Source organism: Halomonas sp. SS10-MC5 (genome assembly GCF_015992245.1).
Lineage (GTDB): Bacteria > Pseudomonadota > Gammaproteobacteria > Pseudomonadales > Halomonadaceae > Halomonas > Halomonas sulfidoxydans.
Genome location: NZ_CP065435.1, coordinates 147,717 through 169,308, shown reverse-complemented (window position 1 = coordinate 169,308; position 21,592 = coordinate 147,717). Strand labels below are relative to the sequence as shown.

At 65.0% G+C, this 21,592-nt stretch carries 21 protein-coding genes; 8 read left to right on the top strand and 13 right to left on the bottom strand.

Annotation, left to right across the window (positions count from 1 at the left end):
* Positions 1–18: 18 nt before the first annotated feature.
* The 3 genes from I4484_RS00780 (at position 19) to I4484_RS00770 (ending at position 1,542) form a co-directional block, all read left to right on the top strand.
* The gene (locus tag I4484_RS00780; RefSeq protein WP_197449177.1) at positions 19–573 is read left to right on the top strand and encodes a nitrous oxide reductase accessory protein NosL; all 555 of its coding nucleotides are present in this window, start codon (positions 19–21) and stop codon (positions 571–573) included.
* A 64-nt stretch (positions 574–637) separates the two neighbouring features.
* Positions 638–1,180, top strand: a complete 543-nt coding sequence (locus tag I4484_RS00775; protein WP_197449176.1) for a hypothetical protein — start codon at positions 638–640, stop codon at positions 1,178–1,180.
* Positions 1,180–1,542: a DUF6164 family protein gene (locus tag I4484_RS00770; protein WP_197449175.1), complete on the top strand. Its 363-nt coding sequence runs from the start codon at positions 1,180–1,182 to the stop codon at positions 1,540–1,542. Before I4484_RS00775 ends, I4484_RS00770 begins: the two co-directional genes overlap by 1 nt.
* On the opposite strand, the gene I4484_RS00765 is transcribed toward I4484_RS00770, so the two are convergent.
* From I4484_RS00765 to I4484_RS00725, 9 genes are all read right to left on the bottom strand, one after another.
* The gene (locus I4484_RS00765; RefSeq protein WP_197449174.1) at positions 1,535–2,086 is read right to left on the bottom strand and encodes a hypothetical protein; all 552 of its coding nucleotides are present in this window, start codon (positions 2,084–2,086) and stop codon (positions 1,535–1,537) included. The genes I4484_RS00770 and I4484_RS00765 overlap by 8 nt on opposite strands.
* Before the next feature lie 74 nt (positions 2,087–2,160).
* Entirely contained in the window at positions 2,161–2,505 is a 345-nt protein-coding gene (locus I4484_RS00760; protein WP_197449173.1) for a plastocyanin/azurin family copper-binding protein, read from the bottom strand.
* 26 nt (positions 2,506–2,531) lie between these two features.
* On the bottom strand, positions 2,532–4,208 hold the full coding sequence (locus tag I4484_RS00755) for a NapC/NirT family cytochrome c (RefSeq protein ID WP_234283664.1): 1,677 nt from the start codon (positions 4,206–4,208) through the stop codon (positions 2,532–2,534).
* 163 nt (positions 4,209–4,371) lie between these two features.
* Positions 4,372–5,976, bottom strand: a complete 1,605-nt coding sequence (locus I4484_RS00750) for a nitrite reductase (RefSeq protein ID WP_234283665.1) — start codon at positions 5,974–5,976, stop codon at positions 4,372–4,374.
* A 274-nt stretch (positions 5,977–6,250) separates the two neighbouring features.
* A complete protein-coding gene (locus I4484_RS00745; RefSeq protein WP_197449171.1) occupies positions 6,251–7,015 on the bottom strand; it encodes a Crp/Fnr family transcriptional regulator in 765 nt (254 codons plus the stop codon).
* On the bottom strand, positions 7,012–7,683 hold the full coding sequence (ccmI, locus tag I4484_RS00740; protein WP_197449170.1) for a c-type cytochrome biogenesis protein CcmI: 672 nt from the start codon (positions 7,681–7,683) through the stop codon (positions 7,012–7,014). Before ccmI ends, I4484_RS00745 begins: the two co-directional genes overlap by 4 nt.
* Positions 7,683–8,165, bottom strand: coding sequence for a cytochrome c-type biogenesis protein (locus I4484_RS00735; RefSeq protein ID WP_197449169.1), 483 nt, complete (start codon positions 8,163–8,165; stop codon positions 7,683–7,685). Before I4484_RS00735 ends, ccmI begins: the two co-directional genes overlap by 1 nt.
* Positions 8,162–8,728: a DsbE family thiol:disulfide interchange protein gene (locus tag I4484_RS00730; RefSeq protein ID WP_197449168.1), complete on the bottom strand. Its 567-nt coding sequence runs from the start codon at positions 8,726–8,728 to the stop codon at positions 8,162–8,164. Before I4484_RS00730 ends, I4484_RS00735 begins: the two co-directional genes overlap by 4 nt.
* On the bottom strand, positions 8,725–10,725 hold the full coding sequence (locus tag I4484_RS00725; protein WP_197449167.1) for a heme lyase CcmF/NrfE family subunit: 2,001 nt from the start codon (positions 10,723–10,725) through the stop codon (positions 8,725–8,727). The genes I4484_RS00730 and I4484_RS00725 overlap by 4 nt, the downstream gene beginning before the upstream one ends.
* A gap of 372 nt (positions 10,726–11,097) precedes the next feature.
* On the opposite strand from I4484_RS00725, the gene I4484_RS00720 reads away from it, so the two are divergent.
* On the top strand, positions 11,098–11,619 hold the full coding sequence (locus tag I4484_RS00720) for a peptidylprolyl isomerase (protein WP_197450876.1): 522 nt from the start codon (positions 11,098–11,100) through the stop codon (positions 11,617–11,619).
* Positions 11,620–11,692: 73 nt separating this feature from the next.
* On the opposite strand, the gene I4484_RS00715 is transcribed toward I4484_RS00720, so the two are convergent.
* On the bottom strand, positions 11,693–12,082 hold the full coding sequence (locus tag I4484_RS00715) for a VanZ family protein (protein ID WP_197449166.1): 390 nt from the start codon (positions 12,080–12,082) through the stop codon (positions 11,693–11,695).
* Positions 12,075–13,157, bottom strand: a complete 1,083-nt coding sequence (hemE, locus tag I4484_RS00710; protein ID WP_197449165.1) for a uroporphyrinogen decarboxylase — start codon at positions 13,155–13,157, stop codon at positions 12,075–12,077. Before hemE ends, I4484_RS00715 begins: the two co-directional genes overlap by 8 nt.
* A 168-nt stretch (positions 13,158–13,325) precedes the next feature.
* Between hemE and ribA the strand changes: the two genes are divergently transcribed.
* The 4 genes from ribA to I4484_RS00690 all read left to right on the top strand — a co-directional run bounded on the left by ribA (position 13,326) and on the right by I4484_RS00690 (position 16,620).
* Complete coding sequence (ribA, locus tag I4484_RS00705; RefSeq protein WP_197449164.1) at positions 13,326–13,961, top strand: GTP cyclohydrolase II; 636 nt, start codon at positions 13,326–13,328, stop codon at positions 13,959–13,961.
* Positions 13,962–13,997: 36 nt separating this feature from the next.
* Positions 13,998–14,669, top strand: a complete 672-nt coding sequence (locus I4484_RS00700) for a hemolysin III family protein (protein WP_197449163.1) — start codon at positions 13,998–14,000, stop codon at positions 14,667–14,669.
* Between the two features lie 499 nt (positions 14,670–15,168).
* The gene (locus I4484_RS00695; RefSeq protein WP_197449162.1) at positions 15,169–16,041 is read left to right on the top strand and encodes a dienelactone hydrolase family protein; all 873 of its coding nucleotides are present in this window, start codon (positions 15,169–15,171) and stop codon (positions 16,039–16,041) included.
* Between the two features lie 30 nt (positions 16,042–16,071).
* A complete protein-coding gene (locus I4484_RS00690; protein ID WP_197449161.1) occupies positions 16,072–16,620 on the top strand; it encodes a thioredoxin family protein in 549 nt (182 codons plus the stop codon).
* Between the two features lie 396 nt (positions 16,621–17,016).
* Here the strand turns inward: I4484_RS00690 and I4484_RS20800 are convergent, their stop codons facing one another.
* Both I4484_RS20800 and I4484_RS00680 read right to left on the bottom strand, forming a co-directional pair.
* Positions 17,017–18,129 (bottom strand): DUF6708 domain-containing protein, encoded by a 1,113-nt coding sequence (locus I4484_RS20800; RefSeq protein WP_234283666.1) that lies wholly within the window; start codon positions 18,127–18,129, stop codon positions 17,017–17,019.
* Between the two features lie 12 nt (positions 18,130–18,141).
* Entirely contained in the window at positions 18,142–21,585 is a 3,444-nt protein-coding gene (locus I4484_RS00680) for a toxin VasX (RefSeq protein WP_197449160.1), read from the bottom strand.
* Positions 21,586–21,592: the final 7 nt, after the last annotated feature.

Below are 21,592 nucleotides of genomic sequence, written 5' to 3'. Positions count from 1 at the left end.
TTTTTGGAGTCCCCTGCCATGCCCCGTTTCCTGCTGCTGCCCCTGCTCCTGCTGCCGCTGCTGCTCGCCGGCTGCGGCGAGTCGGAGCCCGTCGCCCTGGCCGCTGCCGAGCCCATCGAGTCCGGCGACAGCTGCCATGTGTGCGGGATGCTGATCGACGAGCACCCCGGCCCCAAGGGTCAGGCGTTCCTGGACAAGCAGGGTTCGGCGCTGAAGTTCTGCTCCACCGCGGAGCTGTTCGCCTTCCTGCGCCAGCCGGAGAACGAGACCCGCCTCTCCCATGCCTACGTGCACGACGTCGCTGCCGCGCCCTGGCCCAAGCCCGACGACGCCGCCTTCATTCTGGCCAGCGAGGCGTGGTACGTGGCGGGTCATGACCAGCGCGGCTCGATGGGCCATACCCTGGCCTCGTTCAGGGAGCGCCATCACGCCGAGGCTTTCGCCGAGACCCACGGCGGCGAACTCTACGCCTTCGACGATATCGACCTCGACCTGCTGGCCCGCCTGAGCCGCGGTGAACTGGGCGGCGGCGATGCCATGGGCGCCATGGCCGGGCACGGCGGCGGGCACTGAGTCCAGCGGGACAGCCGTTGCACGGCGTGCTAGGCTCGGGCGCATCGATCTGCGAGGACCCCGCATGCGTTTTACCGCCCCGCTCGCTGCCGCGCTGGCCGGCCTGGCCCTGGCCGGGCCGGCATTCGCCACCAACTACAACGTCAGCGATGCCGAACAGCACGAAAATTGGCACTCCGTGACGCTGTCGCTGGGCGATGAACGCCACTTTCGCGCCCTCGAGCAGACCAGCTACAGCGACTCGATCCTGAGCGTCAACTACACCCCCGGCGTGTGCGACCTGCCGTGGCTCGAGGTGCGCGTCGAGCTCGAGGAGCACCAGCCCGAGAGCCGCGTGGCCAACCTGGTACCCGGCGACCTGCGGGTCGACCACGAGACGATCCACAGCGGCATGGCGGAGTTCATCACCCAGCGCGGCGACCGCGGCTTCTACGTCAACTTCTATCTCGACACCCAGGACCTGCTGCTCGACGAGATGCGCGGCGGCGAGACGCTGCGCCTGCGCTTCGACCGCGGCGACGAGGACTACTGGTTCATGAGCTTCGATCTGGCGGGGGCGGACGCGGCCATCGCCCGCGCCGAACGGCAGTGCGAGGCGGCCGGCTGATGGCGACACTGCTGTTCCGGCTGGCCAACGTCACCGACGAGGAAGCCTGGGAGGTGCGCCGGCTGCTCGACGAGCACGGCTTCGACACCTACGAGACCCAGGCCGGCTTCTGGCGCCTGGGGGTCGATGCCATCTGGCTGCGCGACCCCGCGCAGCTGGAGGCGGCGCGCGAGGTCCTCGAGCGCTATCAGGTCGAGCGGCAAGCGCGTGTACAGCAGGAGCATGCCGACCGCGTCGCGCAGGGAGACGCGCCGACCCTGTGGCGGCGCCTGTGGCAGCATCCCGTTCAGATGCTGCTGGTGGCACTGGCGGTGCTGGCCATGCTGGCCCTGACGCTGGTGCCCTTCCTGGGGCTCATCTAGGGAACAGCTGCGTGTCGAGATATTCCACCGTGAGGTAATCCTCGAACGACCACAGGCGCACGAAACGGCCGCGCTCGGTATCCTCGCTGCCATCGCCGCCCCAGACGGTGAGACTGCTAGGTTCCTGCGGCATGCCCCCCTTGAGCTGTTCGAACCACCACTCGGTCATCTCGGCCTCCCATGGCTGGCCATAGCGGGCCTCGAGTTGCGCCTTCACCGTGACGTAATCTTCCACCTCGGGATGGAAGGCCACCACCAGGGCCAGGGCGTCGCTGCCCGCCGGGAAGACGTAACGCAGGTCGGTCTGCGGAGCAGCCTCGTCCTGCAGCTCGCCGTCGATAAGGCGGTCGCCGTCCTCCGTTTCGCTGACGCTGAGGTTGGCCACGGCAGCATCGCGCTCCAGCTCGGTCATCACCTCGTCGAAGGCCATGCCGAAGTCGGCGCTGCGATAGCCGGCCGGCCCCTCCGCCGCCAGGGCGGCGCTGAAGGCCAGGGTGGCCAGGCTGCCGCCGAGCCAGGCCGACGCTTGCAGGTGTCGTCGCATAGTCGCTCCTCTTGCATGAACGGCTACAAACGCCGACCGTGCCGGCGTTTGTAGTAAATGGTGCAATAGTCGAATCATTCGGCCGGTACCACCACGACCACCCCTTCCATGTCGCGACTCTCGTGAGGTCGGCAGTGGTACGGGTAGGTACCCGGCTCGTCAAAGGTTCGCTCCCAATTTTCTTCGGGAAACAGACGCTCCGAACCGAGGTCCTCTTCATGGAAGTAGACGTCGTGGCTGGTGCGCTTCTCGACGTTGGCCCAGCGCACCGTGGTGCCGACCTCGACCTCGAGTTCGGCGGGGTGGAAGCCGTAGTCGCGCATCTCCACTTCGACGACGCCGTTGTCGGCCCCGGCCGCCCCGCTGAGCAGCAGGGTGGCCAGGGCGGTTCCGAGGGCCGAACCGGTAGCCGTTGCCATCCGTCTCTCCTTTCCCGGGCGACGCGTCACTGCCCGACGCGCGTGGCATTGATCTCCACCATGTCCTCGCCGAAGGCCTCTTCCGGGTTCTCGGCGCCGAAGGCCAGGCCATACTGGAAGGAGACGTGATGGAAGCGCGAGTCGGCATGGTCGTCGTGCAGCGCCACGTTGAGGCTGTAGAGGCGCGCCAGGTCGAGCGGCTTGTCGCCCTGCGTGCCGGTCTTGAGTGCGCGGGTCAGGTAGGCGGTCCACACGCCGTCCTGTTCCTCGGCGCTGAAGGCGATGGCCTGGCTGTCGCTGAAGTGGCGCTCGTCGAGGACGTAGCCCGATTCGACGGAGCCGTCGCCGCTGTTGTAGCGCGCCAGGTCGAGGTAGGCGCCGCCATCGAGCAGCTCCTGGATTTCTTCTTCCTCCTTGAGCTTGTCCCAGCCGCCGCGGGCGGCGCCGCGACGCCCCTTTATCTCGATCCCGGTGCGGCTCTCGGAGAGGTACTTGGTCACGCCGTTGCCGCTCATCAGATCGAGCCGTTCGGAAAGCTCGCTCGCCGCCAGCGCCTCGGCTTCGGGGGCATCCGGCATGTAGGCGGAATCGTGGTGGCAGCTCGCCCAGCAGCCCGCCCGCTCGGCCATCTCGACGCGGTCGTCGGAGAGGCTCACGGTCAGCTTGAAGGGGTTGTCCGGGTCCATCACGCCGCCTTCGACGAAGGGCAGCGGCGCATGTTCCCCCGCCTCCCAGCGGAACTGCATGTAGAGATAGTCGTCGTCGAAGGCGGCCTTGACGCTCATCGGCACGTGGCCACGCTTGTCGCCCAGGTCGAAGGTCTCGATCTTCTCGCCGGCCACGGCCAGCGCGCCGATGTCGGCCTCTTCGCCCTGGTGGCACCAGAGACAGCGATCGCCGAAGCTGAAGGCGCGCCCGCCGCCGTGCTCACTGCCGTCCTGGATCCATTCGATGGAGGCCTGGCCGGGCAGGAACAGCGTCAGGTCGATGGCCGGCACCGCCTCCCAGTCCAGCGAGGCGGCGACGTTGGCCTCGACCGCGGCCGCCTCGCCCAGGTCCTCGCTCTCCAGCGGCGCGGAAGAGGCCCCCTCGGCGCCCTCCGCGGCGTCGACGAACTCGAAGCGGCCCGCCCAAACCGGCGACTCGTCCCACGCTTCGGGCAGCTCATGCGCGATGCCCTGGTGACACTCGATGCAGGTCATGCCCTGCTCGAAGGCCCGGGCGTGCTCGCGCGAGGCGCGGGCCGCCTGCTGCTCCAGGTCCATCGCCGACCAGTCGTGGCAGTTGCGACACTCGCGCGAATCGGTGCGCAGCATCGAGCGCCACACGTTCTCGGCCAGATGGATGCGCTTGGCCTCGAACTCCTCCTCGGTATCGATCGAGCCCAGCATCCAGTGCCATACCTCGCGGCTGGCCTGGATCTTGCGCACCATCTTGGGTCCCCAGGCGTCAGGCACGTGGCAATCCGAACAGGCCGCTCCCACGCCGGTGGCATTCTGGTAGTGCGGGCGATCCTGGTACTCCTCGTGGACCCAACTCATCTCATGGCAGGAGGTACTGCAGAAGGCGTAGCTGTTGGTGGCTTCCATCACGGTATTGAAGCCCCCCCAGAAGATGATGCCGGCGACGAAGAAGAATGCGGCGGCACCCAGCGATGCCCCCAGGATAGTGATTCTGCGCCAGTTGCGTGGTCGCTCCCCCATGGTCTTTCTCCCAAAGTGTCGTGACGCGGGTGCCTACCCTCGACGGCCGCTGCCTGGTCGTCGCTGTTGTGTCGGCCCCTTCACCAGCCGTTCCGCAAGGAGGGAGCGGCTGGTGAAGGGGCCGGGGCGCCCGTTGGGGCCCCGGCGGTGTCGGCGATGACGATCAGCCGACGTGGTGCTTGCGGTTGTAGACGTTGAACTTGCCGGTCGGCGTATTGAGGCCTTCGACGACCGCCTTCACTTCCAGCGTCTTGTCATCGAAGACGACGATCGCACCGTCGTTCTGGTGGCCGTCACCACGCGCCCAGATCGAGACCCACACCTCGGTGCCGGTCTGGTCGTACTCCATGTGCACCGCCACGGCGTCATGCTCCAGCGGACGGTCGGCGACGTGGATCGGCGTCAGCTCGCGGGTCTCCTTGTTCATGACCATGACCCACTGGTTGACGTCGGGCTCGGGGTGCATGGCCTGATCGATCCAGACGTTGTCGGAATCGGGATGGGTGCGCACGAAGAGCCCCGGGCCGTCGGTCTCGATCTGGTCGCAGATCTGCCAGGCCTGGTCGGGATGCCCTTCGGGGTCGTTGCCCCAGAAGGTCAACAGGCCTTCGCCCAGGTGGGTAGTGCCGGCCACCGGGCCGCATTCGGGGTCGACCCAGTTGGCGCCCGGGCCCGGGTGGGGCTTGGTGCCGGTCTCCAGCATGCTGACCAACTTGCGCGTCTCGGTGTCGATGAACACCATCTTGTCGCTCATGTTGGCGGCGATCTGGAAGTAGCGGCCGGTGGGGTCGAAGAAGCCGTCGTGCAGGAATTCGGCGGTCTCCATCTGGTCGATGCGCAGGTTGTCGATGTCGCTGTAGTCGACCTGCCAGACCTGCCCGGACTCCTTGACGTTGACCAGGAAGGTCGGTGCGTGCGGGGTGTTGTAGAGCGCCGCGACGCGGGCCTCGTTGCGGAAGTTGCCTTGGGTGTCGTAGCTGCGCGTGGAGACCACCTTGAGCGGCTCCATGGTCTCGGCGTCGGCGATCACGAAGTGCGGCGGCCAGTAGGAGCCGCCGATGACGTACTTGTCCTTCCACTCGCCGTAGTGTGAGACCGCCACGTCGCGCGCGTCGTAGCCGATGAAGACCTCGGCGGTGACCTGCGGCGGGTCCATCCACAGGTCGATCTTGGAGAGGCGGCCGTCACGGCCCTGGACGTACCAGAAGCGGCCGTCGGAGCTCTCCTTGGCCACGTGCACCGCGTAGCCGGTCTCGACTTCGGTGACCAGCTCCTTGGTGTCGGCGTCGATGATGCCCATGGCGCCACGGTCACGCAGGATGGTGACCATGAAGTTTTCCCAGTTCAGATCGTGCTGGGGCTCGGTGGGCAGATCCTCGGGCGCGACGAAGACCTGCCAGCGCTCCTTCATGTCCGCCAGCGACATCTCCGGCGGATCGACCGGGTCGTGCTGGATGTACTTGGAGATCAGCGTGATGTCATCCGCGGAGAGGATGCCGTCGAAGTTGTTCATGCCGCCTTCGGTACCCAGCGTGATGATGCTCTCCAGGCGACGCTGGCCCAGTTCCTGGGTGGTTCCGGGCAGCAGGTTCGGACCGGTGGCGCCGTTGCGCGTGGTGCCGTGGCAGCCGGCGCAGCGCTGGAAGTAGATGGTGTTGGCGCGTTCCTGCTCCTCGGCAGTCAACTCCGGGGCCGCGGCTTGGGCCATGCCCACCATGGCGGTCAGCGGGAAGCTGAGGGCGAAGATCCCCTTGCTCAAAGCTCTCATCTGCATATCGTGCCTCGCTTGGTTTCCCCTTCGGGTGTGGCTGGCGGGTGCCCGGCATGACCTGTTCTTCTGCGTGCTCAGCGACCATGGCCTCAAGCCACCCCCCACCTGTCGCCATTAGTAGCAACTTTGCCTTTCGCCTCACTTGACCACTGTCAATTGATGCATCCAGGAGTTGACTTATGTCAGGGTGAGGGGAAAGAAGTCACGGCGAGCGGCGACCCGCCGCGCGGGCCGTGTCGCGAGAGGGGAAAGCGGCCGCGACCAGTGCGGCTCAGCGGCAGGGACGCAGCATGGCCGCGCGCGAGGTGTTCTGCGCCGCGCCCGGCAACGGCGAGAGCGGCGCCTCCTCGGTGGTATTGGCGAAGCGCCGCAGCTCGGCAACGTTCTCGACGTGAACGCAGTTGCGTTCGCAGCTCACGCCGACCTCACGCAGCCTCGCCATGGCCCGCGAGAAGCTCTCCGGCTTCATGCCCAGCCGGCCGGCGATCAGCAGCTTGTCGCAGGGCAGCCGTACGCTGGCCGGCCCCTCCTCGGCGGGGCACAGCGAAACGATGAAGGCCGCCAGGCGCTGGTAGGTGGGCTGCAGCGTGAGCTGGTCGAGCTGGCGCACCAGATAGCGCAACATGCCGGAAAGGTTGGCGAGCATGTTGAGCGCCAGGCCGTGGTTGCGCTCCAGGGTGGGGAGGAAGTGGTCGGCGGTGAACGCCAGCAGCCGGGCCTCCTCGGCCACCGCCGCATTGACCGGAAACCCCAGGCGGTCGAACATCGCCGCCTCGGCGAAGGATTCGCCGCGGGTGAACAGCCCCACCATGCATTCGTTGCCGTCTGGGCTCTCGCGAAACAGCTTGACCCAGCCGTCGAGCACCACGTAGAAGCGATCCGCCGGCTCTCCCTTGCGGAACAGCAGTGCACCGCGTCGATAGCTGCGCTCCACGGCGCCGTCGGTAAGCAGCGCCAGGGTCTCGTCCTCGAGGCCGGCGAACAGCGGCACCTGGCGCACGGCCTGCAGGGCCTCGCGGCTCAACGTCTTGTTCATGTCTCCCTCCTTGCCGACGCCTCTGCGGAAGGGCTACCGGCGGCTTGGTCCAGCTGGTCGAGGTCAGCGCGGATCGCCTCGGCCTCGCGGAAGGCACGCTCGGCAGCCTCCAGGTTGCCCAGGAATTCCAGGGTCCGGCCCAGCAGGATCCAACTCTTCAGGTCGGCCGGATCCTGCGCCAGGCGCCCCTGCAGCTGTCGGGCCAGATGCTCGAATTCGCGGCGCCGGTCGGCTTCAGAAAGCGGCTCGGCTTCGGCGATCGTCGCTCCAGGTGACTGAGTCGCGAAGACCTCGTCAGCATGCCCCACCGTCAGATAGAGCCCGGTCGCCATGAACGGGAGCAGCGCCACGCTGGTGCAGGCGGCCACCAGCGGCGCGCGCCGGAGGCCGTGGTTCTCGCCGCGCGGGCGCTCATCGACAGTGATGGCGCCGCTGTCGAGCAGCTCACGCTCGAGGTCGGCCAGGGCAGCGTCGTGCCGGGCCTGGGTCAGCGTGCCCGTCGTCAGGTCCTGCCCCAGCTCGCTCACCCGGTCGCGGTGCACGGCCAGGTTGATCGCCCACCGAGACTCGCTGCGCTCACCACGGGGAGCGCGCAGCAGGGGGACCAGCACGAAGCCCAGCGCCACGCCGCACAGGCTCATGGCCAGCAATAGGAACAGTCCGTTCATCAAGACCTCCTCAACTCATCGGCCTGGCGCAGCCGGTCGAGCATGGCGCGCTCCTGGGCGGTAAAACCGGGGCGCTCGGCCATGCTTCGCCTGCCGACGACGATGCGCCACCACACCAGGACGCCGCCGAGCATGAGCAGGAAGGGGCTGGCCCACAGCAACCAGGTGTTGACCTGCAGCGGCGGGCGATAGCGCACGTAGTCGCCGTAGCGCTGGACCATGAACGCGACGATGGCGTCGGCATCGTGCCCGGCCAGGGTCATGGCGTGGACCCGCCGGCGCATGTCGGCGGCGAGTTCGGCGTTGGATTCGTGGATGGTCTCGCTCTGGCACACCGTGCAGCGCAGCTCACGTACCAGGGTGTCGTACTGGCGCTGCTGGGCCTCGCTGGCAAACTCCAGCGGCTGGCCGATGGCCAGCGCCATGGCGAGCCCGGCGGGCAACAGCCAGGCAAGCAGCAGACAGAACAGGCGTGGAATCATGTTGGCGCCCCCCTCCTGGCTTCGCTGGCACGCTGGGCCTCAGCTCTCAATCTTTCGATCAGCGGCAGCACTTCGTCGAGCAGCAGCTGCCGCGTGAGCGGGCCGATGCGCTTGTAGCGGATCACCCCCTCGGCATCGAGCACGTAGGTTTCCGGCGTGGCGTAGACGCCCCAGTCGATGCCGGCGTCGCCCACGGGGTCATAGGCGATGGTGCGGTAGGGGTTGTCGCTGACGCTGAGGTAGCGCAGTGCCGTCTCGCGCTCGTCGCGATAGTTGAAGGCGTGGATGGGAATCCCGCCACGGGCCAGCTCCATCAGCAGCGGTTTCTCCGCGCGGCAGGTGCTGCACCAGGTGGCCCAGACGTTGACCAGCGCCACCTCGCCGATGAAGTCCTGCTCGGTCAGGGTGACACTGGCATCCTCAAGCGACTCCAGCACGAACGGCGGCGCCGGCTTGCCCACCAGCGGCGACGGCAGGTCGCGGGCGTTGATGCCCAGGCCCATGAACAGCAGCCCCAGCAGGGCGGCCGTAGCCGCCAGCGCAATCAGCATACGCAATGTCATCGGCTCGCCACCTCCCGGGGCCGAGCGGCCACCGGCTCGTGCGGCGTTCGAGTGACACGGTGCCCCGCCAGGCGGTAGCGCTTGTCGCACGCCGCCAGCAGACCGCCCAGCGCCAGCAGAATGGCGCCGAACCACATCCAGGCCATGTAGGGCTTGTAGTAGAGCCGGAAGCTCCAGGCGTCGCCGTCGAGTCGCTCGCCCAGCGAGACGTAGACGTCGCGGGTCGGCGCGCGATCGAGCGAGGCCTGATTCATCGGCATCCCCGCGTGGGTGTCGTAGTAGCGCCGCTGCGGCGTGAGCCGCGCCACCGCGTGGCCGTCGCGGGCCACCTGTACCACCGCCTGATCGGCCTCCCAGTTGGGGCCACGCATGCGTTCCATGCGCTGCAGGGTGAAATCGAAGCCCGCCGCCGAGGCGCTCTGCCCCGGCGCCAGGCGCACGTCGCGCTCGACCTCGTAGGTGTTGACCATGGCGATCGCCACCACCACCAGCGCCAGCCCCATGTGGGCCAGGTGCATGCCGAGGAAGCTCGGCCGCATGACCTTGCGCAGCCGTACGGGCAGCGGCTGACGTGCCGAGCCCAGGCGCTTTCTGATGTCCTGCAGCGCGGTGATCACGATCCAGGTGGCGAGCATCAGCGCCAGCGCCGTCATCGGGCGCCACGCGCCAAGCGCAAGCGGCCACAGCCCGCCGGCCACCACACTGATCAAGAGCGCCCAGCGCAGCTGGCGGAAGGTCTCCCCCGGATTCGCCTGCTTCCAGGCCACCGCCGGGCCGAGGCCGACCAGCAGCAGCAGCGGCAGCATCAGCGGAGCGAACACCGCATCGAAGTAGGGCGGACCCACCGAGATCTTGCCCAGGCCGAAGGCATCCAGCGCCAGCGGGTAGAGGGTGCCGATGAACACCGCCGCACAGGCCACCGTCAGCAGCACGTTGTTGGCCAGCAGCAGCGATTCGCGCGAGTACCCGGCGAAAGCGCCACCAAGCCCGACCCGGGGCGCCCGCCAGGTGTAGACGATCAACGAGCCGAGCAGGGTGACGCTGAGCAGCCCGAGCAGAAACACGCCGCGCTCCGGGTCGGTGGCGAAGGCGTGCACCGAGGTGATCACCCCCGAGCGCACGATGAAGGCGCCGAGCACGGTGAGGGCGAAGGTGACGATGGCCAGCAGCAGGGTCCAGACCTTGAAGCCGCCGCGCTTCTCGGCCACCGCCAGGGAGTGCATCAGCGCGGTGGCGGTGAGCCATGGCAGTAAGGAGGCGTTCTCCACCGGATCCCAGAACCACCAGCCGCCCCAGCCCAGCTCGTAGTAGGCCCACCAGGCACCCACCGCGATGCCCAGGGTGAGGAAGACCCAGGCCAGCGTGGTCCAGGGGCGCGACCAGCGCGCCCAGGCGGCATCGAGCCGGCCGCCGAGCAGCGCGGCCATGGCGAAGGCGAAGACCACCGCGGTGCCCACGTAGCCCATGTAGAGCAGCGGCGGATGCAGGATCATGCCGGGGTCCTGCAGCAGCGGATTCATGCCGCGGCCGTCCTGGAGCCCCGGCACGATGCGCTCGAACGGGTTCGAGGTGAACAGCGTGAAGGCAATGAAGCCCACCCCGACCATGCCCAGCACGGCCAGCACCCGGGCCAGCATCTCGCGCGGCAGCGAGTCGCTGAAGCCGGCCACGGCGACGCCCCATGCCCCCAGCAGCAGAACCCACAGCAGCAGGGAGCCCTCGTGCCCGCCCCACACCGCCGTGAACCGGTAGAGCAGCGGCTGGTCCAGGCTCGAGTGGCCGGCCACGTAGCGCACGGTGAAATCGCCGGCGACGAAGGCCCAGGCCAGCACGGCAAACGAGAGCGAGAGAAAGACGAACTGGCCGCTGGCGAGGAAGCGGGCGCTGCGCATCAGGCGGGCATCGTCGAGCCGAGCCCCCACCAGCGGCAATATGCTCTGCGCCAGGGCCAGGCACAGCGCCAGGACGAGGGCAAAGTTTCCGAGTTCCGCCACCATGGGCCGACACCTCCCGTCTTCCGGCACCGCGCCTGGGCGCAGCCGGTCACCGAGGAACGTTATGGCCGAGGCAAGCAGGACTGAAGATCAAGGTGGTGGGCATTGCCTCGGCCGGCATGCAGGCATGGTCCGGCCAACGCTGCAAAAAGACCATACCCGATACTTCTTTTCCGGAGCGGGTTGTGATCCACGTCAAACAATCCGGCGTGGCCGGATGTCGCGCCCCGGATCGCGTGGCGAAGGCCTGACAGCGGGCGCATCCGGACGTAAGCTAGGCGCACCGTTTACTCGCTGCACCACCCACCACGAACAACAGGAGCTCCCGTGCTGAAGCGAACTCTCCTCTCCCTGCTCGCCGCCGCCAGCCTCCCGCTGGCCGCCGCCCATGCCAACGCTGCCGACGTGGTGCTGCACACCAACCACGGCCCCATCGCCATCGAACTCTTTCATGATCAAGCCCCCGAGAGCGTCGAGAACTTTCTGACCTACGCCCAGGAGGGTCACTACGATGGCACCCTGTTCCATCGCGTGATCGACGGCTTCATGATCCAGGGCGGCGGCTTCGACCAGGACTTCCAGCAGAAGCCGACCCGCGCGCCGATCAGCAACGAGGCCGACAACGGCCTGCGCAACGAGCGCGGCACCCTGGCCATGGCGCGTACCGGCGATCCGCACTCGGCCACCTCGCAGTTCTTCATCAACGTCAACGACAACCGCTTCCTCGACCATCAGGGCACCCACTCCGGGCAGGCCTGGGGCTATGCGGTGTTCGGCCGCGTGGTGGAGGGCATGGACGTGGTCGATGCCATCAAGCGAGTGCCCACCGGCAGCCGTGGCCCGTTCCAGGACGTGCCGCGCGAGCCCGCGATCATCGAGCGCGCCGAAGTGCCGTAAGCGAGCCGCTTCCAGAGACGACGACGCCCGCCATCGGCCGATGGCGGGCGTCGTCGTTCGGGGGGTCGGTGACTTACGGTCGCTGCCAATAGCGCCTGATGGCTGCCAGCAACAGCACGGCCGCTGCCGCGCCCAGGCTGTTGGCGAGGATGTCGGCCCAGTCGCCGCCGCTGCGCCCCGGCACCGGGACCTGCAGGTACTCGATGCAGATACCGTAGAGCGTCACGGCGATGAAGGCCCGCACCAGTGGCAGCCCGGCCAGGCCAGACAGAACCGCCAGGCCGGCATAGCCAACGAAGTGGTTGAACTTGTCCCACGGCAGCGTCCGGGGCATCTCGTCACCGGGGGTCAGGCTACCGAAGGCGATGACCACGGCGGCCAGCACGGCCAGCACCGCCCACAGGCGGTGCCGCTTTCTCTCCTCACCCCAGGCCAGCCACCGCAGCCAGCGAACCTCAGGCATTGTGGTGCTGGATGGCGCGATGGTAGCGCGGGCTCAGCTCGTGCAGCGCCTCCATGAAGGCGGTGACGCGGTCCGGGTCGGTGAACTGGCTGATGCCGTGACCCAGGTTGAACACGTGCCCCGGCCCGTGGCCGTAGCTGTCGAGGATGCGCCCCACCTCGGCACGAATGGCCGCCGGACGCGCGAACAGCACGTTGGGGTCGAGGTTACCCTGCAGCGCGACCTTGTGGCCCACCCGGGCGCGGGCGTCGGACAGCTCGGTGGTCCAGTCGATGCCCACCGCATCCGGCCCCGCCAGGGCGATGTCCTCGAGCCACTGGCCGCCGTTCTTGGTGAACAGGATGACCGGCACGCGCTTACCCTCGTGCTCGCGGATCAGCCCGGCGACGATCTGCTCCATGTAGCGCAGCGAGAACTCCAGATAGGCCGGCGTGGAGAGCACGCCGCCCCAGGTGTCGAAGATCTGCACCGCCTGGGCGCCGGCGCGAATCTGGGCGTTGAGGTAATCGGTCACCGCGCTGGCCAGCGTATCGAGCAGGTCGTGCATCACGCTGGGCGTGTCGTAGAGCATGGTCTTCACGTGACGGAAGTCCTTGCTCGAACTGCCTTCCACCATGTAGGTGGCGAGCGTCCAGGGGCTGCCGGAAAAGCCGATCAGCGGCACGCGGCCGTTCAGCTCGCGACGAATGGTCGCCACCGCACGCATCACGTAGTCCAGGTCGCGCTCGGCATCGGGCAGCGTGAGCGCCGCCACATCCTCGGCGGAGCGCACCGGCTTGCGAAACTTGGGCCCCTCGCCGGTCTCGAAGTAGAGCCCCAGCCCCATCGCGTCAGGGATGGTGAGGATGTCCGAGAACAGGATGGCGGCATCCAGCGGATAGCGCTCCAGCGGCTGCAGCGTCACCTCGCAGGCCAGGTCGTGGTTGCGGCACAGGTCCATGAAGTCACCGGCTTCGGCGCGGGTGGCGCGGTACTCCGGCAGGTAGCGGCCGGCCTGACGCATCATCCATACCGGCGTGCGGTCCACCGGCTGACGCATCAGGGCGCGCAGAAAGCGATCGTTCTTGAGATCCATGCAGTCAGTCATCCACAGGAAATGTCGGCCTATTGTAGCGCATCATTTTTCGCTCGGCTTGACCCGGGCCAGGTTCGCCAGCGCCGCACAGTCGTGAGCCGGGCCGCCGTTCCTGCTAGAATGCGGGATTCACTTCCGGCATCGCCGTGGTCTTGACCGAGGTACCCCGTGACCATTCGATTCATCGCCGCCTCCCGGCTGCCCACGCCCTGGGCCACCTTCACCATGCACGGCTTCGAGGACGAGGCCACCGGCAAGGACCACATCGCCCTGACGCTGGGCGACGTGGCCGACGGCGAGCCGGTACTCGGCCGGGTGCACTCGGAGTGTCTGACCGGCGACGCCCTGTTCTCCATGCGCTGCGACTGCGGCTACCAGTTGCAAGAAGCGCTCAAGCGCATCGCCGACGAGGGGCGCGGGGTGCTGCTCTACCTGCGCCAGGAGGGCCGCGGCATCGGCCTGCTCAACAAGATCCGCGCCTATCACCTGCAGGACCAGGGCGCCGACACCGTGGAGGCCAACGAGCAGCTCGGCTTCGGCGCCGACCTGCGCCGCTACGACCTCTGCGTGCCGATGCTCGAGCACCTGGGCATTACTAGCCTGCGGTTGATGACCAACAACCCGCGCAAGGTCGACGCCCTGACCCAGGCCGGCGTCACCATTGCGGAACGCGTACCGCTGACTACGGGTCTCAATCCTCATAACGAGCAGTATCTCTCCACCAAGGCCGGCAAGCTGGGCCACATGATGGCGCTGGGCGACTTCACCCAGGCCGGCGACGTGGATATCGAACGCAAGCCCTGAGCGGAACGGCATCGGGGCGCCCAGACGGAGACGCCCATGCCACCCACCGGAAGCTCAGGCGGTCATCGCCACCACCTCGTCGAGGAGCTGCTCAACAGCATCAGCCACGGCATCGGCGCGGCGCTGAGCCTGGCCGGCGTGATCGTGCTGCTGGTGCTGGCCTGCATGGCGGCCCACGTCGATCCATGGAAGATCGTCGGCATCAGCCTCTACGGCGTGACCCTGGTGCTGCTCTACACCGCTTCGACGCTCTACCACGGCGTGCGCCATCCACGGCTCAAGCGCGTATTCCAACACCTGGACCACTGCGCCATCTACCTGCTGATCGCCGGCACCTACACACCCTTTCTCTTGGTCAACATGCGTAGCCCCACCGGCTGGACGCTGCTCGCCGTCGTCTGGGGCCTGGCGCTGTCCGGCATCGCCTGCAAACTCGCCTGGCCACACCGCTTCGGCGTGCTGCGGGTGGCGATCTACCTGATCATGGGCTGGCTGATTCTCTTCGCCGGCGACGAGCTGAGCGCCAGCCTGCCCACCGCCGGCATCGCCCTCCTCACGGCCGGCGGCATTACCTATACCCTGGGCGTAATCTTCTTCGCCATCAGCGCGATTCCCTTCAACCACGCCATTTGGCACCTGTTCGTGCTCGGCGGCAGTACCTGCCACTACTTCGCGGTATACGCCGCGGTGCTGCCGTTCGGGGGCTAAGCGGATAGGGGCCACTACCCAAAACCCGCCTTCGTCGACGGCCGGCCAATGCCTCCGTGGCCTTTAGCGATCTTTTGTAAGTTATTTCCTACAAACCTGATCGACAATTTCTTACACACCACTTGTCCCAGGTTAACGTCGCCGGGCTCCTCGAGTTGGCACAGTAGGGGTGTACTGAGCACGGAGGCTCAGCCAGGGACGACCGGGTCAGGACGACTCGATCCAGGGAAGCTCGAGCGGAAGGGAGCTCGAGGCGGAAGTAAGGAAGCGAAGATCCAGCCCGGCCGCAAGGCCGGGCTTTCGTTTGGGCGCACGCCGCGAGCCGATAAGGTCCGCGGCGTCATGCTGTCTGCTCCCAGGCATACCGGCCCCGACCGAAGGCATCAGGCGTGGGCGGTATACGCGGACCTCCATGGGCGGCTATGTTAGTAAAGGGTGGAAGACAAACGCCTTCCGTCTCCGCGACGTCACCAAGAAAAACGAGCAAGGAGAGCTTCGCATGCGCCCATTACTCATGCTCTTGTGCCTGATCGCAGGGTCGATGACAGGCCCGGCCATGGCTCAGGAAAGCAGCCTGCCGACAGGGGCCGAAACCGAGTCGGAGCCTGAGTCGGAATCGGAACTCATCACCTCCTGGGGGCCTCGCGTCGAAGGCGAGACGTTCGAATATACGACCGGGGGTCAGACCTATCAGGGGTACCTGGCCCGCAACGTCAACGACACCAAGCCGCGGCCGGCCGTCCTGGTGGTGCACGAGTGGTGGGGGCTCGACGGTTATGCCCGTGCTCGTGCCGATCAGCTCGCCGCGTTGGGTTTCGTCGCATTGGCCGTCGACATGTATGGCGGCGGGCAGGTCGCCACGCACCCCGATCAGGCGGGCGAGTTCTCCTCGCAGGTCATGCAGGATTGGCCAGCCGCACGCGCCCGGTTCGAAGCGGCGATGTCTCAGCTGCGCCAGCATCCTGCCGTGGCGGATACCGGCATGGCGGCCCTCGGTTATTGCTTTGGAGGCAGCGTGGTCATGAACATGGCGTTGTCCGGCATGCCGCTCGAGGCCGTCATCAGCTTTCACGGCGGCCCCACCCAGGCCGCCTCTGCACGCGGCGAGTTCAACGGTGCCGTGCAGATCCACAATGGCGGCGCAGACTCGCTCGTCGAACGTAACGACCTGTCGGCCATGGCGCGAGCGCTCGAAGCACAAGGAGCCGATATCGACGTGATCAATTACCCCCAGGCCCTCCACGGCTTCACGAACCCCGGCGCCGACGCGCTGGCCAAGGAGTTCGACTTGCCACTGGGTTATAACGCGGCCGCCGATGCCGCTTCGTGGCAGTCTGCATTGCTGTTGCTGGACAAAACCCTCAACCAGTAAGTCCTCAAACCAACAGGAGGCTTCGCACCCATGTCACTGACGCCTTCGAACATGACGGAACTGGGCAGCACACTGCCCGCATTTCGCTTGCCCGACCCCCACGGAGCACAAGTCGACAGCGAGCAGTTCCGCGACACGCCCCTGCTGGTGGCCTTCATCTGCAATCACTGTCCCTTCGTGAAACACATCGCCGATGCCTTCGCCGAATTCGCTCGCGAGTACCGAGCCCGGGGCCTCGCAATAGTGGCCATCAACAGCAACGATTTTGAGGCGCACCCGGCCGACCGCCCCGAGCGCATGGTCGAGGAAGCCCAGGCACGCGGCTACGACTTCCCCTACCTGGTGGACGAAACCCAGGACGTGGCCCGCGCCTTCCAGGCCGCCTGCACCCCGGACTTCTTCCTCTACGACCGGGACCATCGGCTGGCCTACCGCGGCCAGTTCGACGACAGCCGCCCCAGCAAGGAAACGCCGATAACCGGCAAGGACCTGCGTGCCGCGGCGGATGCGGTACTGGCCGGTCAGGCACCGGATGCCAAGCAGATGCCCTCCATGGGCTGCAACATCAAGTGGAAATGAAGCGCACGCCAGGGGATGCACGTGACTTGCTACAGGTTAATGCGGCAAGCCACGTCGTGTTGGAGAATGAAACCGTACTGGGCACGGAGGCTCAGCCAGGGACGACCGAGTCAGGAAGACTCGATATCCAAGGATGCTCGGGGTGGAAGGATGCCCGAGGAGGATGTGTAAGGAAGCGAAGATCCAGCCCGGCCGCAAGGCCGGGCTTTTCGTTGCTGTCTTAGCCAAGATAATTGACCGTCAGGCCACGTTGGCCACTAACGGCAGGGCATGTGAGCCGAGCGCGACGATGGTGGTCCTCGATGTCGCCCTTCTCGATGAACTTCTCGCTGCGCTGTTAGACTGCGCGCTGAGGTTGAGGGGGGCCCAGAAAAACCTTGCGTTGCTTGGTCATCGTCAGGCTTCGACTCCCTGGCGACGATAAGCCTCGGCGAACACTTTTTCGATGGACCGCTGCGGGTCGCGTTGGCGAATCCGCCGAACCTCTTCCGACAAACGCACCAGCTCCTCGCTGGGCTTGGCCCACTGCTCCTTGGGGAGTGGCTTGGACCATTCCACCATCTCCGGTGGCAGTGACTTGGTACCGGAGCGTCTGAGTAGCCACGTTTCCAACTCAGCCAGGTAGCCCGGCAGGGTCCAGAAAGTGAGCAGGTGATAGAGGTACCAACCCAAAGTATAGAACCAGCCTACCTCTCCGTTACGGCGGCGCCGGTGAAGCCGGCGATGGGCGTTGCGAATGGTATGCGCTCCCTCCCAGGGGGGATCGCCTTCTTCCCGGATGGCAAGGGGGGTCTGGATCTCGTCGAGCGAGTTGATCTCGTATTCCATATAGCCGCGGAGCGCCTCCCATTCGGCAAGGGCCAAAGGCAGGGCCGGCGTCATGAACTCCGTTTTCACCCACTGGTCGGTGCCGGGCAGCACATAGCCGATACCCATGCCGTACTGCTGCTGCACACCATACTGAGTGACGCCTCGCGTCTCAAACACCCACGCTCGAAGTGATTCCCAGGGCACAAAAACCGGCGCTTCATGTCCATCACCGTTCTTCTTTTCCGGAACGAAGCATACCTCACGTCGTTGGCGATGAAAGCGTGCCGGAATAGAATTTTTCCTGATATGGAAGTGTTTTATCGTTAAAAAGATGCCCAAAAACAGTATTAGCAACACTACAAGTATTGCATCTCTTACAGCATTATCGACAAAGGCATGAAACACCCGCTCTGGCACAAATGGGTAAAGCACCATTGGAAAAAGGACAATGATCATGAGAGTCATTATGGACATGCCACTTAACAACAGCTGGTTGCCAAATACCCCGAACCAGCCGGCTCCATAGTCCAGCCATGTGTCATTGAGTTCACTGACAGCCCCTTCGTTAAGCGCCGGCTCTCCCGTTGGGAGGGGTAGAGGCGCCAGAAAGGTGATGCTGCCACCTGGCAAGCGTTCAATATTGCCAGCTTGCTGTGGTTTGGTTGGGTCAGGCCTCATAAGGCCTTTTTTCTTGGCCATGTAGGCTCCCGTTTACGGATTCATTACCATGGTGCGCGGATCGATAGCGTACCAGCCATTGGGCTCGATGGGTGCCGTCATGCTATCGGTTGGCTGGTAGTGAGAACCCGGCCCCGTGCCCAGCGAGGGATTCAGATAGATCAGCTGAATGTCATGGGCATTGGTCTGGTACTCCCCATTATCATTCAAGCGCTCCAGGCGAACGGCCACCGCATAGTGTTCCGGCGTAAAGCGTCGTGGAGGCATAACACCCCGAATGGCGACTCCCGTTGTGCTAGCTGTGGTAAGCAAGCGCAGGGAAGGCCCAAAGTCCCCGGTCATTGGACTCCATAGCTCACCTGGCTGCGCCGGCCCCGGCCCAGCACGGCGATGCCGGGGCTCGGGGTGTATCTGCCAGGCCTGGAAGGAAATCCGTACCGTGGGCCGCCCGCCCAAGGGAGTCTGAAACGCCTCCTTGGCGAGGCTGGGCAGTATGATACCCACGTTATACTGGTCGTCGCGTCTAGCCAGGGTGGCATGCACCGCCTGGTTAATGGAGAGCAGCTCGTCGGAATAGGCCTCCAGAGAGGCATCCCGGCTGGCAGCGCCCCAAGGCGTGGTTTCCAGCCAGCGGTCGTGCCGATCGAGGTTGTAGCGGTTGTAGACCCAGGTGCCGCCCAACTGGAGCAGGAAGAAGAAAAGACCCAGCAGATTGACCCGGGCCAGCACTTGGCCCAGGTACTTGCCTGCCACCTCGAGGGTAATGCGCCGACGTAATACAGCGATGCCTGTATCGGCGGATCTATAAAACCCATAACCGAAGTTGCCTGCCAATCCGGCACTGCCGCCTGCAGCGGTAAGGGCGCCATATTGGGCGACACGGTTGTCACTGCGAAGCGCCGACTGCCAGTTGCTGAAGTCGTTGCCAAGGCTATAGAGCGCTGCAACAAAACCGGCAAGGTAGCCAGCAAAACCAATCACGAGATGCAGGCGCCCCATCTGCGAATAGACGGCCTTGGTGCCCGAAGCATTTTCACCTAGGGCTTGAGTCATTGCCTGGGCATGGCTGGAGAGAGCGGTATGGCCGATTGCCTGAGCAGCCAACAAGCCTGCCGCTGCCGTGCCAAAAAAAGCCTGCGAGAGTTTCGACTCCTCACTCTCCATCAATAGATCGGAAGTCCCGGAGCGCTTCGACTCCTTGATCGTCGCCCAAAGATTGACCGCTTGGGCCAGGAAAACCAGCAGAGACAAGGCATCGCCACCCTTCGCCACTGGCGATGCCGAGCGGTAGCCCTGTCTCATATTGCGAATCATGCTTCCCGTCTGCTGTAGCTGCGTACTGGTAACCCCGCCGCCAGCGGCCGCCACGATAAGTCCGGCGCGCGCTTTACCCGCACTAGAAGCTTCACCTGGAGAAGCGAGACGCTCAGCATCGGCTGGCAACTCTTCCACCGGGCTGATGGCCCGGGCCAACTGCTCTTCCAAGGGAGTGAGACGCTGTTGAACCTGCCTTTTTTCCTGCTCCAGGTGGTGGTAGTTCTCTGTGCCATGCTGCCTACGATCACGCATCTGAGAGGTCTGGCTATTCAAGCGCCCTAAGTTGATCCTCAATGCCAATACTTGCTGCAGCAAACGGCGGAAGTTTGCCACTTCGCCTTCATTGGCAAGTTGGAAGGTAATGCGCCCTTCCCGGGCGGCACTCATCAAGCGTTGACCCAGAGCCTTGGGTAGATCACGAAAAATTTCCTCAAGCGGAGGCAAAGAGCCGGCTCCATCCAAGGCCTGTGCAAGCGTTTCCATAGAGCGCGCGATACCACGGCTAACTGCGGGCGTCAGGTTTTCCTGGGACAGCATGGCAGTAGAGCGTATATGTTCCGGCAGTTCAGCGATATCGGGCAGTTTGCCCTGTTCTAGCTGGTGCAGGCGATTCGCCCACTCTTCGAGATTCTCTAGCAGTTCGATGGAGCGCGTTCCCACACCGTAGCTCGCCGAGACCAGGCCGCTTAGTTCGATAGCCAGTGCGCCTTGATCTTGTAGTGAGAGGGTGTGGAAGAGCGGCCGATCGTATTCCGGATGTTGCTCCAACCAGTCACCGATCCTGTCGATGGTTTCGTCGTTGCGGCAGATATCCCGAGTACAGGAATATTGGGCCATGAATGCCAGCTCTAGCTGCACTTCGTCCTGAGGATCGAAATACCAGGCGGCCCTGTGGAAGAGGCCTTGGCATAGCATGTCAGCACGATCATGACTCAAGGCATCGAGGGCTGCACTCCAGCGGGATAGCTTCGCACCCTCGGCCTCCAAGCGTTGCTCCATCCGGCCGCGATCGATCAGTTGGTTAATGCCACGCTGGCCGAGGTTACGCCCATTCAAGGTATGGAAGGTCTCAAGGTTGAGACGATTGATCAAATCTCTGTGTTTTGTATAGAGCCCTTCACCCAAGGCATCGTGCATGGCTAGAAATGTTTGAACATACTCATTGTCTGAAAAACGCTCATGTCGCCAATGCGCTTCTGTTCCCATGGGGATCGCACCCCGATGATCTCTCCGAGCAATTAGATGGTCATAGATGGTCTGCCTCTGATCTTCGTTGGTATCATCCAATAGAGCGACCACTTCTTGATCACCTCCTTGAGCACGGAGCAGCAGTCTGTCTTCGTTTACCGTAATCAATGAGTCGATGTAGCTGCCCAGCACGTAATCCCGTTTTGCTTTTCCCCCTTCCTCCGTTGACCAGGCTTCATGCCACCCCACCACGTTGTCCTGATACATCGCCAGATCGCGCATGACTCCGATATCGTCGCGCACAATCAGGCACAGGCACTCGTCACGGTCCTCGACCTCATGCTGCTTGAGTAGCTTGCCAAGGCGAGACTTGTGGTAGTAATGGTCGTTTTCCCAGTGGTAGGCCTCGCCTTCCTGCTCATGGCCGCCTTCGGGCTGCTCCAGCTCGACCTCTTCGGCGAATTCCGCCACCCACTCTTCCGCCTGGGCAGTGGTGAGCAGGTGCTCCCCGCCACCGGAAACGGGGTTGGCGCCGGAAAGGTCGACTGCCTGCATGAAGGCATCGCGATCTTCCTCGCTCTCCAGTACCTGGGCACGCTTGGCATCGGTCCACTTTACTTCGGAGAAGCAGACGTAGAGTGTCCGATCCGTCTCGTATTCGAGCTTGCCACCGGTAATCTCATCGCCTTGTTCACGAAACTCGTACTCGGCGAGTTCGTTGGTCTCGCCATCAAGTACATAGAGATAGCCGTTACGCAGCAGGCGAATGCCCAGCGGCCTCGCACTCAGGGTGTAGGGCGTGGAACATCCGGGTACCAGCTCCTCGACCAAGCCATAACGCAGCGGCAGCAGCTGCACCTTGCCGCTGATCAGCGGGCAGGTCGCGCCTTCGTCGCTAACTCGGCAGGGAAGCTCATAGGCGGCCAGTGCGCCGTTGTCGCGGTCATCATTGGGTCGCTCGAAGGCAGACATGTGACAT

Excerpts from the sequence above, each read along its gene's own strand:
- I4484_RS00780 (WP_197449177.1), top strand. The coding sequence starts at position 19 with ATGCCCCGTTTCCTGCTGCTGCCCCTGCTCCTGCTGCCGCTGCTGCTC.
- I4484_RS00775 (WP_197449176.1), top strand. The coding sequence starts at position 638 with ATGCGTTTTACCGCCCCGCTCGCTGCCGCGCTGGCCGGCCTGGCCCTG.
- I4484_RS00770 (WP_197449175.1), top strand. The coding sequence starts at position 1,180 with ATGGCGACACTGCTGTTCCGGCTGGCCAACGTCACCGACGAGGAAGCC.
- I4484_RS00765 (WP_197449174.1), bottom strand. The coding sequence starts at position 2,086 with ATGCGACGACACCTGCAAGCGTCGGCCTGGCTCGGCGGCAGCCTGGCC.
- I4484_RS00760 (WP_197449173.1), bottom strand. The coding sequence starts at position 2,505 with ATGGCAACGGCTACCGGTTCGGCCCTCGGAACCGCCCTGGCCACCCTG.
- I4484_RS00755 (WP_234283664.1), bottom strand. The coding sequence starts at position 4,208 with ATGGGGGAGCGACCACGCAACTGGCGCAGAATCACTATCCTGGGGGCA.
- I4484_RS00750 (WP_234283665.1), bottom strand. The coding sequence starts at position 5,976 with ATGAGAGCTTTGAGCAAGGGGATCTTCGCCCTCAGCTTCCCGCTGACC.
- I4484_RS00745 (WP_197449171.1), bottom strand. The coding sequence starts at position 7,015 with ATGAACAAGACGTTGAGCCGCGAGGCCCTGCAGGCCGTGCGCCAGGTG.
- ccmI (WP_197449170.1), bottom strand. The coding sequence starts at position 7,683 with ATGAACGGACTGTTCCTATTGCTGGCCATGAGCCTGTGCGGCGTGGCG.
- I4484_RS00735 (WP_197449169.1), bottom strand. The coding sequence starts at position 8,165 with ATGATTCCACGCCTGTTCTGTCTGCTGCTTGCCTGGCTGTTGCCCGCC.
- I4484_RS00730 (WP_197449168.1), bottom strand. The coding sequence starts at position 8,728 with ATGACATTGCGTATGCTGATTGCGCTGGCGGCTACGGCCGCCCTGCTG.
- I4484_RS00725 (WP_197449167.1), bottom strand. The coding sequence starts at position 10,725 with ATGGTGGCGGAACTCGGAAACTTTGCCCTCGTCCTGGCGCTGTGCCTG.
- I4484_RS00715 (WP_197449166.1), bottom strand. The coding sequence starts at position 12,082 with ATGCCTGAGGTTCGCTGGCTGCGGTGGCTGGCCTGGGGTGAGGAGAGA.
- hemE (WP_197449165.1), bottom strand. The coding sequence starts at position 13,157 with ATGGATCTCAAGAACGATCGCTTTCTGCGCGCCCTGATGCGTCAGCCG.
- I4484_RS00700 (WP_197449163.1), top strand. The coding sequence starts at position 13,998 with ATGCCACCCACCGGAAGCTCAGGCGGTCATCGCCACCACCTCGTCGAG.
- I4484_RS00695 (WP_197449162.1), top strand. The coding sequence starts at position 15,169 with ATGCGCCCATTACTCATGCTCTTGTGCCTGATCGCAGGGTCGATGACA.
- I4484_RS00690 (WP_197449161.1), top strand. The coding sequence starts at position 16,072 with ATGTCACTGACGCCTTCGAACATGACGGAACTGGGCAGCACACTGCCC.
- I4484_RS20800 (WP_234283666.1), bottom strand. The coding sequence starts at position 18,129 with ATGGCCAAGAAAAAAGGCCTTATGAGGCCTGACCCAACCAAACCACAG.
- I4484_RS00680 (WP_197449160.1), bottom strand. The coding sequence starts at position 21,585 with ATGTCTGCCTTCGAGCGACCCAATGATGACCGCGACAACGGCGCACTG.